This window comes from Solirubrobacter ginsenosidimutans (assembly GCF_027587205.1).
Genome location: NZ_JAPDOD010000004.1, coordinates 112,720 through 124,323, shown reverse-complemented (window position 1 = coordinate 124,323; position 11,604 = coordinate 112,720). Strand labels below are relative to the sequence as shown.

Here is an 11,604-nt window from a genome sequence, read left to right as displayed (position 1 = left end):
TCGCGGTCTAGCCTGACGGTTGCATGGGCGGCCGAGCACGCATCGCTTGGGTCTGCGCCGCGCTCCTGATCCTCGCGGGCTGCGGCGGCGACGACACGCAGACGGCGGCGACGCCCACACCCACCCCGACGGCGACCGAGACCGCGACGCCAACGCCAACCGCCGAAGCCGCGATCGAAGCCGACGCCGTCGCGAAGATGCCGGAGGTTCCCGTCGGCGCCGTCGGCACGCTGCCGCCGCCCGCCTCGGCCAAGGTCCACGACCCCGGGCTGCTGCACACCGCGTTCGAGTCGGCCGAGACGATGTGGGAGCGCGAGTTCGGCGCCGCCGGCTCCCGCTACCAGCACGCGAAGCTCGTGTTCTTCCACAGCACGGTGCGCACGAAGTGCGGCGAGCAGAGCCGCGAGACCGGGCCGTTCTACTGCCCGGCCGACTTCGGGATCTACCTCAACACGACGTTCTTCGACGGCCTGGCGCGCAAGTACGCGCTCCAGAGCGGCTTCGCCGCCGGCTACATCACCGCCCACGAGGTCGCCCACCACGTGCAGGAGCTGCTCGGCGTCCACCAGCGCGTGGCGGCGGCCAACGCGAGCGATCCCGCCGGCGCCAACGCCCGCTCGATCCAGGTCGAGCTGCAGGCCGACTGTTATGCCGGCGTGTGGCTGCACACCGTGTCCGCGCGCGGGGAGCTGACCGAGGCCGACGTGCAGGACATCGTCACCGCCGCGACCGTCGTCGGCGACGACTACCAGCGCAACTCGGCGGGCGCCGAGCTCGCGCCGGAGACGTGGACGCACGGCTCCTCGGCGGACCGCGTGCGGTGGGTCCTGACCGGGTTGCAGCAGGGCCTGCCGTCGGCCTGCAACACGTTCGCGTCGTGAGCGACCCGATCACGCGGGCGCTCGACGCGCTGCGCCGCGAATGCATCGACGAAGCGGGCGAGGGCGCGCTGGCCGACTACATCCCGGAGCTCTCGCGCGCCGACCCGTCGCAGTTCGGGATCGTGCTGGAGAGCCACGAGGGCGACGCGTACGCGGTGGGCGACGCGACCGCGCCGTTCACGATCCAGTCGATCTCCAAGCCGTTCGTGCACGCGCTCGCGCTCGAGGACCTCGGGCTCGACGCGGTCTACGCGCGCGTCGGGGCCGAGCCCAGCGGCGAGCCGTTCAACGCGATCAGCCTGGAGCCGGGGACGGGGCGCCCGGCGAACCCGCTCGTCAATGCGGGCGCGATCCTCACCACCTCGCTCGTGCGCGGCGGGTTCGAGCGGATCGCGGCGGGCCTGTCGGCGTTCGCCGGCCGCCCGCTCGAGGTCGACGAGGCGGTGTTCGCCTCCGAGCGCCGGACCGGCGACCGCAACCGCGCGATCGCCCACCTGATGCGCGGAGCGGGGTCACTGCGCGGCGACGTCGACGAGGTCCTGGACACCTACTTCCGGCAGTGCGCGCTGATCGTCACCGCGGCCGACCTGGCGGTGATGGCCGCGACGCTGGCCAACGCCGGGCGCGACCCTGTGAGCGGCGCCCGCGTCGTGGGGGAGGAAACCGCGCAGCACGTGCTGTCGGTGATGGCGATGTGCGGGATGTACGACTCCGCCGGCGCGTGGATGCTGCGGGTCGGGCTGCCGGCCAAGAGCGGCGTCTCCGGCGGGGTGCTGGCGGTCAGTCCGGGACAGTTCGGGATCGGGCTCTTCAGCCCGCCGCTGGATGCCACCGGCAACAGCGTCCGCGGCGTGCTCGCGTGCGAGCGGCTCGCGGCGCGCTTCGGACTGCACCTCCTGCACGACGCGACCGCGGGCGCCAGCGCCGCCAAGGTCCTGCCCGACGGCGACGTGCTGCGGTTGCGCGGCGACATCGACTTCGCGGCCGCCGAGCTGGTCCTCCGCCTGAGCCGCGAGCACGGCGGCGCGCCGCTCGTGCTCGACTTCAGCGGCGTGACGCGCCTGCACCCGGTCGCCCAGCGTCTGCTGGAGGCGCTTCCGGGTCATCCGGCGTGACGGTCGTCTGGCGCGGGCCGATCCGGTCGGAGATCAGCGCGCCGCCCGTGGCGGCGACGACGAGCACGCCGGCGACGGCGACCATCCAAGTGAGCAGCGCGAAGCCGATCCCGATCACCCCGAACTGGTCGGCGGAGGCGGCGATCGTGTGCGGCATCCACAGCACCGACCAGATGCCGACGCCGGTCATGCCGATCACCGACAGCACGGCCAGCGGCGCCAGCCGCAGCCAGTAGACCCGCCGGCCGAGCAGGAGATACGGCGTCACCAGCCACAGGAGGCCGGAGATCAAGAGCGACATGATCGTCTCGAGGTGGCCGCTCAGCCCGCCCAGCACCATCGGGCGCAGCGTGACGAGGACCGTCACCGCGGCCAGCCACAGGACGCCCCACTTCGTGTTCTTCACCCCCAGCGTCGGCAGCGAGAACGCGCCCTCGTAGAGCCGCTGCAGCCCGCGCGTGAAGGAGAGCCCGGAGAACAGCAGCAGCGCGACGCTCAGCACCGTGATGCCCGACTGCACCGCACCCACCGGCGCGAACGCCTGGCGCACCGAGGCGGCCGCGGCCCCGTCGAGCTCGAGCCGGTCGATCAGCATCTGCGACATGCTGCGCCCGCTCTTGAGCGGCGAGATCGAGATGTAGACGATCAGCAGCGGGAAGAGCGCGGTGTACGCCTGCGCGCCGATCGCCATCGCGCGATCGACGCCCTGGACGGCGACGAAGCGGCCGATCCAGTCGCGGATCAGGTCGGCGAACGCCGCGATCGGGGAGAACCGCTGCACGCGCCCCGGCACGGAGAGCTTCACGCCGGGCATCGTCGGCGGGGGCGAGGCGACGCGGCTTCACCCCGGCGGGATGACGTGCGCTCATCCCGGCACGGGGCACCTTGACTACGACCCCGATGCGAGTGAGGTGAGGACGATGGAGGCCGGATCACGGTTCCGTCAAGAGTCGTCGGCCGAGATGCCGACGCACCCTGCAGACCAGGCGTTCCGAGACGCGCCGCGGATCGGCAGCGGGTGGGTGGCGTTCGCGGGCTCCTATCTCGTTCTCGCCGGCATGCTCAACCTGATCTGGGGCATCTCCGCGCTCGCCAACAAGAGCTATTTCGCCGAGAACGGCCTCCTCTGGTCCTCGCTGAGCACGTGGGGCTGGATCGCGATCGTCATCGCCGCCGTCCAGATCATCGGCGGCGGGCTGCTGTTCGCGCGCAAGGTCGGCGGCGTGATCATGGCGATCGTCATCTCGATGTGCGGCATGCTGGTGAACTTCCTCTCGATCGGCGCCTACCCGGTGTGGTCGGTCGTCGCGATGGTCTGCAACGCACTCGTCCTGTGGGCCGTCACGGTGCACGGGAACGACTTCACCTGAGCCGCACGTCGCGGCGATGCGCTGGTCCACCGGGCGCCTGGAGGCCTTCAGCGACGGCGTGATCGCGATCGCGATCACGCTGCTCGTGCTGGAGATCAAGATCGAGCCGCCCGGGTTCGAGCACCTCTGGAAGTCACTGGCGGATCAGTGGCCGTCCTACCTCGCCTACGTGACGAGCTTCCTGACGATCGGGGGCGTGTGGCTGGCCCATCACGCCCTCTTCGAGCGCCTGTCGGCGATCGACCCGGTGCTGATGCGGCTCAACCTGCTGTTGCTGATGGTCGTCGCGTTCCTGCCGTTCCCGACCGCCCTGATGGCGGAGGCGCTGCAGGAGTCACGCGAGGCCGAACGCGCCGCGGTCGTCGTCTACGGCGTCACCGCGGCGGTGATCGAGCTGCTGCTGGCCTCCGCGTCGCGCTACGCGGCGTCACGGCCGGACCTGCTGGCCGGGGACGCCCCGCCGCCGGCGCCGGCCGACCGCACCCGGGGCGGCGTGCGCGCGTTCCTCTACGCGGCGATGCTCATCGCGGGGATCCTGATCCTCCCGAGGCTCGCCGCGTTCGGCTACTTCGCCGTCGCCGCCTACGCCGTCCTCTCCCCGCGCGGGGAGGGACGGCTGACCCTGAGGGGCGGACGTCAGGCGTAGGACGCGGTGTGGACCTGCGCCGACTCCGGGTGGTGCGCGAGTTTGCGCAGCTGGAAACCGAGCACGATCGCGAGCGTGCCGCGGACCAGCATCGTGATCGCGAAGAAGACCGCGAGGGTCACGAGCCCGATGTCGGGCCAGGCGAGGATGATCGCGCCGACGGCGACGTCGATGACGCCCGCGGCGACGCCCCACCAGCGCCTGCCCGTCGACCCGAACGCCCGCACCACGCGGATCACGCCCTCGGCGACGAGGAAGATGCCGGCCACGATCACGATCGCGAGCAGGCTCTCGCCCGGGCGGCGGAGGAAGATCAGGCCCGCGATCAGCGAGACGATCCCGAGGATCGCGCTCAGCGCCCGCCCGCCGGGCTCGCCGATGATCGCGTCGATGATCTCCATGATCGCGGTGACCAGCAGGTAGATGCCGGCGAAGATGCCGAGGGTCAGCAGCGTCAACCCCGGCCACACGATCGCCAGCACGCCGGTGATCACGCAGACCACGCCGAGGACGACGAACAACCACCAGTTCTTGCCGATCTCCGGCACGTCGCCGACCATCTAGAGCTCCTTCCGCCAGGGTGTTCGTGAAGCGTGCGCGCGCGTGGGATGAGCGCGCTTCATCCCGGCCGGGCGAAGCAGGCTCACACCCGCGCGCGGGAGCCTGCGGACATGAGCAGCAACGTCGAGATCAGGATTCGCGGGACGCTGCCGGCGGACGCGGCAGAGCGCCTCGGCATGACCGCCAGCCGCCAGCCCGGGGACACCGTTCTGCGCGGCGTCGTCGCCGACCAGCCCGCACTGCACGGCGTGCTGGACCGTTTGCGCTGCAACGGCATCGAGCTGATCGACGTCCGCCGGATCCCCGGCCACAGCGAGGTTCCGCCGCCGCGCTGAGGGCTCGTCACGGGCGGACGACGCAGCGGAAGCCGATGTGGCTGGTGGAGGTGTCGATCGCCTCGCCCTGCAAGGCGGCCGGGCGGTAGCGGTGGCAGTAGTTGGGGGCGCAGAGATGCGAACCGCCCTTGATGACGCGCCGCGGCACCTCGCCCGCGGTGGGGCCGCAGCACCCGCCGTGGCCGAGCTCGTAGGGGTCGGCGGTCCACTCCCACACGTTGCCGACCATGTCGAGGAGTCCGCGGGCGTTGGGCGGAAATGCCCCGACGGGCGACGTCCCGCGATAGCCGCGCCACGGGAACTCGCCGTACCAGCGGTTGACGAGCTCGTACTCGCCGGCCGCCGCGTACTCCCACTCGGCCTCGGTCGGCAGCGACGCGCCCGCCCACGCCGCATAGGCCTCCGCGTCCTCGGGCGTCACGTGCACGACCGGGTGCTTGCCGCGCGTGTAGGTGTCGCTCCCCGGGCCTTCGGGTTGATGCCAGCAGGCGCCTTCGACGTACGACCACCACTGCCGGAAGTCGTCCAGCGCCACCGGTCCGGCGGTCGGGTGGAACACGAGCGAGCCCGGCGCCGGGTCGAGCTCGCGCTCCGCGACGGTGACCCAGCCGGTCTCGCGCACGAAGCGCCGGAACCGCGCGACCGTCACCGGCGCCACGTCGATCCAGAAGCCGTCGACCGTGACCTGCCGCACGGGCCGTTCCTCGGGGTAGAAGTCCTCGGAGCCCATCGCGAACGTCCCGCCCGCGATCCACGTCATGCCCTCGCGCGGGGGTGCCCCAGGCTGCGCCGTCGCGGCCATCGGGAGGCAGACTACGCGGCGCGGGATGAGCGCTCATCATCCTCGGAGGGTGACCCGGCCTCACCCTCCAGGCGTTGACGATCCGGCCTATCCGAGTGACCACGATGGAGCCGCTCGCGGCCCGGCTGGAGCGCGCTCTCGTGCGTTTTCGGGTCCAGACCGCACACAACCTGCTGGACGAGGCGTTCGCCGCGGGGCAGCCGGAGGTCATCGCGCGTGACTTCGTCGTCCCGCTCTTCAGCCGGGTCGAGGCGGGGGGCGATCCCGCCGTCACGCGCTTCGCGGCCTCGCTGTTCGAGATCCGCCTGCTCGTGCAGGCGCGCGGGTGGGAGCGGATCGACGGCCCGCGGGTCACGCTCGCGTGCGCGCCCCGCGAACAGCGCACGCTCGCGCTGATCGCGCTCGGCCTCGGCCTCGCCGGGCGCCACTGCCGGATCAGCTACCTCGGCGGCTTCACGCCGACCGCGGCCGTGATCGAGCAGCCCTCGGCGCTCGTCGTCGTCAGCGCCGAGGAGGACGACCTCACGCTGGTCGAGCGCGCCGACCTGCGCGCGCTCGCTCCGCTGCTGATCGGCCGCGCCGCGCCGGCCCTCGCGCCGGCCCTCGGCGGCACCGCGCTGCCCGACGACCTCGAGGTCGCGACGGTCCGCGCGGCGAGCCTGGCACACCGGAGGTCATCCCGGACGGGGGACGCGACGTCACCCGGCGACCGCTGATCATTCCCAGACTCGATGTCCCTCATCTACGAGATCCGCATCAAAGGGCGGGTCGGCGATCATCTCGCGGACGCGCTGGGCCTGGCGACCGTCGTCGAACCCGTGGACACGGTCCTGCGCGGCCCGGTCGCCGACCAGGAGGACCTGCACGGCATCCTCGCCCGCCTGCAGGACATGGGTCTCGAGCTCGTCGAGATCCGTCAGCTCCCGCCGGTCTAGGTCGCTGGGTGCTTGAAAGTCAACTGCGCCGGGTGGGGGGAGGGGGGAGTGGCGAGTCGCCCGTCCCTGGCTGCCGTGTGTTCGCTCGGCGCGCGGCTCGGTTGGCCTTCGAAATGCCGTGCTGGGATACCGGCAGTTACGGGCGTGGTGCTGACTCCCCGAGCCGCGCCGGGCCTTCCGGTGATCGGTTTCGTCGAGCAACGAGGTCATGCGCGAGGGAGGTGGGGTCAAAAAGGGTCCGGTCAGGAAGCTTTTTGACCCCACCCCCACCAGCGCGCCCACTCGACCAGTGCGAACCTGATCGAAACCCCGCGATCTGTCCCGCAAACGCGCACGGTCGACCACGGCGACCGGGACAGCGCGAGTGCGGGACAACACTGGCCAGCCCACGCCCGTAACTGTCGGTATCCCAGCACGGCGATTCGGGCCGACATAGCCGCGCACCGGGCGGAACCACGGCAGACCGGGACGGGTGGCTCGCCACCCCCCTCCCCACCCGGCGCAGTTGACTTTCAAGCCGCGAGCGACTGGGCGGCAGCCAGCGGGTCGCCGCACACGATCGTCGCCTCGAACGGCCCTGTGAACGTCCGCGCGCGTGTCGGGTCGCGGAACCCTACGACGATCCGCGCGGGGACCAGTGCGGCGGCGATGCTCGCGAACACCTCGACCGCGGTGTCGGCGCCGAGGTAGACGACGCGCCAGCCACGGCGGCGCAGCGCGAGCACGAGGACGAGCAGCTCGATCGTGTCGTGCTCGCCGGGCCCGCAGCCGGCCAGCGCCAGCGGACCGGTGCCTTCGTGCCACGTCGCGCCACGCGCCGAGAGCCGCGCCTCGACCATCCGCTGGGCGAAGTGCCGGCGCTCCGGTGGCAGCTCGGCGAGCAGCGGGAGGATCTGGCGTGCGACGACCACTTCGGGCTCCGGCCCGCCCAGCAGCGCGTCCAGCGCGACCTGCGCGCCGTCGGCGTCGAGCGTGCGCCAGGCCTCGGCGAGCGCGGGCCGGCCGTGGCTCTCGTCCTCCTCGGCGAGCACCACGCGGGCGGACTCCGCGGCCGCCATGCCGCGCCCGAGCAACGCCCGCATCCGTCTCACCCGGCGTTCCTCTTCGGGCCCGTACAGACGGAACCCGCCGCTGGTGCGCCGCGGGTTGAACAGGCCGTACCGGGTCTCCCACGCGCGCAGGACGGCGGCCGAGATCCCGACCTGGCGGCTGAACGCGCCGATCCGTAGCGAGCTGGAAACTGGTGCGGACACGGCGGGCGATGTTCCCCGATCAAACACTCGACAAACCTTCGACAGCCGGTAGTCTCACGCTTGACATGCCGGGAGGCAAGTCCGACGGGACTCCATCACTTGTGACGCAGTTCGCGCCACCGTCTCCACCATTCGGTCTGGTGGAACGCGGACGGTTGCTCGAACGCCTCGAACGCGGGCTCACCGAGCCCGTGACGCTCGTCTGCGGCCCGGCCGGGAGCGGGAAGACCGCGCTGCTCTCCTCCGCGCTGGGCACGGGCGGGGATCACCGCGTCGCGTGGGTCTCGCTCGAGCCGGGGGATGACGACCCGGCGCGCTTCTGGGACGCGGTGCTGGCCTCGCTCGGGCTGGCGGGCGCGGCGCCGTGCGGCTCTGCCCTGGCGACGCTCGCCCCGCCGGTCCGCGATTCCCGCAACGTGTTCATGCCGCTGCTGGTCAACGCGCTCGCCGAGCTCGACGAGCCGGTGATCCTCGTCCTGGACGACGTGCACACCCTGCGCTCACGCGAATGCTTGAACGATCTGGGCTTCCTCGTCCTGCACGCTCCGGCGCAGCTGCGGCTGGTGCTCGGGGCGCGCGCCGACCCGGCGCTGCCGCTGCACGTGCTGCGGGTGCGCGGGCGGCTGACCGAGATCCGCGCCGCTGAGCTCGCCTTCACCGAGTGCGAGGCGGCGGCGATGCTGGCCGCCCACGGGCTGTCGCTCGCGCCGGAGCTGGTGTCCGCGCTGTGCGTGCGGACGGAGGGCTGGGCCGCCGGGCTGCGGCTGGCCGCCCTCAGCCTGCAGGGGCGCGACGACCCCGAGCGCTTCGTCATGGAGTTCGCCGGTGACGATCGCGTGGTCGGCGACTACCTGCTGGCCGAGGTGCTCGACCGTCAGCCGCCGAAGCTGCGCGCGTTCCTCCTGCGCACCGCGCTGGTCGACCGGATCAGCGGCGACCTCGCCGACGCGCTCACCGATCAGAGTTCGAGCACCGACATGCTGGCTGACCTCGAACGCACCAACGGGTTTGTCATCGGCGTCGACTCCCGCCGCGAGTGGTACCGCTACCACCGCCTGTTCGCGAAGCTGCTGCGCACGCGCGCCCGCCGCGAGCTCGCCGACGAGCTGCCCGAGCTCCACGCCCGCGCCGCGCGCTGGTACGCCGAGCGCGGCATGGGCTCGGAGGCGCTGCACCACGCGGTCGCGGGGGGCGAGTGGAACCTCGCGGTCGAGCTCGTCGCCGAGCACTGGTTCGACCTCTTCGTGTGCGGCCAGGGCGACGCGATCCGTGGCCTCGTGGACGCGCTGCCGCCGGCGCTGCTGCGCTCGGACGCCGAGCTGGCGGCCGCGCTCGCGTGCGCGGCGTTCGAGGTCGGTCACACCGAGGCGGGTGAGCTGCATCTCGCGCACGCCCGTGAGGCGGAGCCGAGGCTTCCGGCCGCGCGTCGCCGCCGCTACCTGGAGACGCTCGCGCTCGCGCGGCTGTACCGCGCCCGCCTGGACGGCGACTTCGACTCCGCCCTCGAGGCCGCTGACGAGCTGCTCGCGGAGGCCGCGGTCCACGGCGGCTGGTCCGACGACGCCCGCCAGGCGCTCGTCCGCGCGCAGCTCGGCCGCTCCGCGCTCTGGGCCCACAAGCTCGAGCGCGGGCGCGTGGAGCTCGAGCAGGCCGTCAGCCAGGCGCGCGCGGTCGGACTGGACTATGTCGCGGTCTCCGCGCAGAGCGTCCTCGGGCTGCTCGCGGTGATGCAGCACGGGCCGGTCGCGGTCGCGAGCGCCCGCGACGCCGTCGAGCTGGCCGAGCGCCGCGGCTGGCTGACGATCTTCGAGACGGCGTCCGCGCACGCCGCGCTCGCGATCGCCGCCTTCTACGACCTTCGCCCCGAGGCCGCGGAGGAGCATCTCGCCCGCGCCCGTGACGCGGTCAGCCATGGCCGCATGCGGCACGTCGAGTTCATGCTGCATCACCTCGAGGCGCGGATGGCCGCCGCGGCCGGACATCCCGACGAGGGCCTGCGCGTGCTGGACGCCTACGTCGTCACCCACCGCCACGGGACGCCTTCGCCCTACGAGGACGCGTCGATGGCCAGCCTCCGCGCGCGCCTGCAGGCCGGCCTCGGCGACTTCGAGGCGGCCGCGGCGACGATCGCGCCGCTGCTCGACGCCCCGTGGCTGGACGTCCAGGTCACCGCCGCTCGGCTGCGGCTGGCGGCGGGGGAGCCGGAAGCGGCGCTGGAGATCCTCGGCCGCGCTCAGGGCAGCCCTGTCCACACGGTCGCGCTGGTCGAGCACGCCGTGCTCGAGGCGATCGCCCGCGACAGCGCGGGAGAGGCGACCCGCGCGAGCGAGGCGCTGGAGCGGGCGCTCGAGCTCGCCGAGCGCACCGGCCACCGCTGGACCTTCCTCGAAGGCGGGCGGCGGGTCGAGACGCTGCTGCGGCGGCAGATCCGCAGCGGCACCGCGCACCGCTCGATCGCGGGCGAGCTGCTGCTCGCGTTCGACGACCGCGACGACGAGCGGCGCACGGTCGCCCCGCTGCTGGAACCGCTGAGCGAACGCGAGTGCGCGATCCTGCGCTACCTCCCGACGACGCTCTCCAACCGCGAGATCGCCGCCGAGCTGTTCGTCACCACCAACACCGTCAAGACGCACCTGCGCAGCATCTATCGCAAGCTCGACGTCGCCCGCCGCCGCGAGGCCGTCGACCGCGCGCGCGACCTGCGCCTGCTGTCATCCGGGCGCCGCTGACGCGCGCGAGTGCAGCGCGAACGCCGCGAGCCCCAGCGGCAACGGCAGCCAGTAGGAGAAGAGGCGATAGGCGAAGGTCGCCAGCACCGCCTCGCCCGCGCCCACGCCGGCGAGCGCGAGCATGGCGGTCAGGCCCGCCTCGACGAACCCGAGTCCGCCCGGCGTGACCGGGATCTGCGCCAGCACCTGGGCACCGCAGAACGCGAGCAGGACCAAGCCCGGGCGCGGGTGTGAGCCGATCGCGGCCAGCGCGGCGAGCAGCGTCAGGTAGTCGAAGGTCCAGCGCCCCACCGTGGCCGCCAGCGCGCGCTTCCAACGCGGGCCGAGCGTCGCGAGGATGCGGTCGCGCTCGCGCAGTAGGCGCTGCGGCAGGTGCTGCAGCGGCTCCGCGTGGCGGCGGCGCAGCCGGTTGCGGATCCGCTGGGCGAGGCGCCCGATCCAGGCGAGCGGGCGATCGGTCGAGAACAGCACGGCGCCGATCGCGCTCGCCACGAAGAAGATCACCAGCCCGATCACCGCGGTCTCGAGCAGGCCGCGATCGACGGCGCCGCGCAGCAGCGCCGGGATCGCGAGCACCGGGAGCGCGAGCACGACGGCGAAGACGAGCAGGTTCACCGCGGTCAGCGCCGACACCGTTGCCGCGGGCGGGAGCCCGGACTGCACGAGCATCCGGTACTGCAGCGCGGCACCGAGCGCGCCGCCGCCGGGCGCGACCTTCGCGAGCGCGTTGCCCGCCAGTTGCGACGTGATCACCGGCGGCCACCGCTTCGCCCGCAGCGCGACGTGCTGGAGCGCCCACAGGCAGGCGAGCGACGCCACCTGCAGCGCCGCCATGCCCAGCAGCGAGCCGACCGAGAACCGCGTGATGTCGCGCCAGGAGCCCAGCGTCTCGATCACCGACGGGAAGACCAGGTACAGCGAGATCCCGGTGACCGCGAGCCAGAAGACGTTCTTGAACGTGATGCGGCGGCGCGGCT

13 protein-coding genes are annotated in these 11,604 nt (G+C 72.8%); 8 read left to right on the top strand and 5 right to left on the bottom strand.

Annotation, left to right across the window (positions count from 1 at the left end; translation table 11 throughout):
• Nucleotides 1-23: 23 nt before the first annotated feature.
• Together OM076_RS07160 and glsA are read left to right on the top strand one after the other, a co-directional pair.
• Nucleotides 24-881 carry a neutral zinc metallopeptidase gene (locus OM076_RS07160; protein WP_270038809.1) on the top strand — a complete coding sequence of 286 codons (858 nt, stop codon included), beginning with the start codon at nt 24-26 and terminating at the stop codon, nt 879-881.
• Nucleotides 878-1,996 (top strand): glutaminase A, encoded by a 1,119-nt coding sequence (gene glsA / locus OM076_RS07155; protein ID WP_270038808.1) that lies wholly within the window; start codon nt 878-880, stop codon nt 1,994-1,996. Before OM076_RS07160 ends, glsA begins: the two co-directional genes overlap by 4 nt.
• Here glsA and OM076_RS07150 read toward each other — a convergent pair.
• A complete protein-coding gene (locus OM076_RS07150) occupies nt 1,926-2,801 on the bottom strand; it encodes a YhjD/YihY/BrkB family envelope integrity protein (RefSeq protein WP_270038807.1) in 876 nt (291 codons plus the stop codon). The genes glsA and OM076_RS07150 overlap by 71 nt on opposite strands.
• Nucleotides 2,802-2,958: 157 nt before the next feature.
• On the opposite strand from OM076_RS07150, the gene OM076_RS07145 reads away from it, so the two are divergent.
• A complete protein-coding gene (locus OM076_RS07145) occupies nt 2,959-3,366 on the top strand; it encodes a DUF7144 family membrane protein (RefSeq protein ID WP_270038806.1) in 408 nt (135 codons plus the stop codon).
• Nucleotides 3,367-3,382: 16 nt separating this feature from the next.
• Nucleotides 3,383-4,012, top strand: a complete 630-nt coding sequence (locus OM076_RS07140; protein WP_270038805.1) for a TMEM175 family protein — start codon at nt 3,383-3,385, stop codon at nt 4,010-4,012.
• Here OM076_RS07140 and OM076_RS07135 read toward each other — a convergent pair.
• Nucleotides 4,003-4,572, bottom strand: coding sequence for an HdeD family acid-resistance protein (locus tag OM076_RS07135; RefSeq protein ID WP_270038804.1), 570 nt, complete (start codon nt 4,570-4,572; stop codon nt 4,003-4,005). The genes OM076_RS07140 and OM076_RS07135 overlap by 10 nt on opposite strands.
• A 111-nt stretch (nt 4,573-4,683) precedes the next feature.
• Between OM076_RS07135 and OM076_RS07130 the strand changes: the two genes are divergently transcribed.
• Nucleotides 4,684-4,908, top strand: a complete 225-nt coding sequence (locus OM076_RS07130) for a DUF8691 family protein (protein ID WP_270038803.1) — start codon at nt 4,684-4,686, stop codon at nt 4,906-4,908.
• A gap of 7 nt (nt 4,909-4,915) precedes the next feature.
• Here the strand turns inward: OM076_RS07130 and OM076_RS07125 are convergent, their stop codons facing one another.
• A complete protein-coding gene (locus OM076_RS07125; RefSeq protein ID WP_270038802.1) occupies nt 4,916-5,710 on the bottom strand; it encodes an SUMF1/EgtB/PvdO family nonheme iron enzyme in 795 nt (264 codons plus the stop codon).
• Between the two features lie 74 nt (nt 5,711-5,784).
• Here OM076_RS07125 and OM076_RS07120 point away from each other — a divergent pair, with 74 nt between their 5' ends.
• Together OM076_RS07120 and OM076_RS07115 are read left to right on the top strand one after the other, a co-directional pair.
• Nucleotides 5,785-6,426: a hypothetical protein gene (locus OM076_RS07120; RefSeq protein ID WP_270038801.1), complete on the top strand. Its 642-nt coding sequence runs from the start codon at nt 5,785-5,787 to the stop codon at nt 6,424-6,426.
• A 15-nt stretch (nt 6,427-6,441) separates the two neighbouring features.
• On the top strand, nt 6,442-6,645 hold the full coding sequence (locus OM076_RS07115) for a DUF8691 family protein (RefSeq protein WP_270038800.1): 204 nt from the start codon (nt 6,442-6,444) through the stop codon (nt 6,643-6,645).
• Nucleotides 6,646-7,157: 512 nt separating this feature from the next.
• Here OM076_RS07115 and OM076_RS07110 read toward each other — a convergent pair.
• The gene (locus OM076_RS07110; RefSeq protein ID WP_270038799.1) at nt 7,158-7,898 is read right to left on the bottom strand and encodes a MerR family transcriptional regulator; all 741 of its coding nucleotides are present in this window, start codon (nt 7,896-7,898) and stop codon (nt 7,158-7,160) included.
• Between the two features lie 140 nt (nt 7,899-8,038).
• On the opposite strand from OM076_RS07110, the gene OM076_RS07105 reads away from it, so the two are divergent.
• Nucleotides 8,039-10,627, top strand: coding sequence for a winged helix-turn-helix domain-containing protein (locus OM076_RS07105; protein WP_270038798.1), 2,589 nt, complete (start codon nt 8,039-8,041; stop codon nt 10,625-10,627).
• Here OM076_RS07105 and OM076_RS07100 read toward each other — a convergent pair.
• Nucleotides 10,610-11,524: a lysylphosphatidylglycerol synthase transmembrane domain-containing protein gene (locus tag OM076_RS07100; RefSeq protein WP_372518001.1), complete on the bottom strand. Its 915-nt coding sequence runs from the start codon at nt 11,522-11,524 to the stop codon at nt 10,610-10,612. The two genes, OM076_RS07105 and OM076_RS07100, sit on opposite strands and share 18 nt — an antisense overlap.
• Between the last annotated feature and the right edge of the window lie 80 nt (nt 11,525-11,604).

Coding starts and splice junctions, on each gene's coding strand:
- OM076_RS07160 (WP_270038809.1), top strand. CDS start 24: ATGGGCGGCCGAGCACGCATCGCTTGGGTCTGCGCCGCGCTCCTGATC.
- OM076_RS07145 (WP_270038806.1), top strand. CDS start 2,959: ATGCCGACGCACCCTGCAGACCAGGCGTTCCGAGACGCGCCGCGGATC.
- OM076_RS07140 (WP_270038805.1), top strand. CDS start 3,383: ATGCGCTGGTCCACCGGGCGCCTGGAGGCCTTCAGCGACGGCGTGATC.
- OM076_RS07135 (WP_270038804.1), bottom strand. CDS start 4,572: ATGGTCGGCGACGTGCCGGAGATCGGCAAGAACTGGTGGTTGTTCGTC.
- OM076_RS07130 (WP_270038803.1), top strand. CDS start 4,684: ATGAGCAGCAACGTCGAGATCAGGATTCGCGGGACGCTGCCGGCGGAC.
- OM076_RS07125 (WP_270038802.1), bottom strand. CDS start 5,710: ATGGCCGCGACGGCGCAGCCTGGGGCACCCCCGCGCGAGGGCATGACG.
- OM076_RS07115 (WP_270038800.1), top strand. CDS start 6,442: ATGTCCCTCATCTACGAGATCCGCATCAAAGGGCGGGTCGGCGATCAT.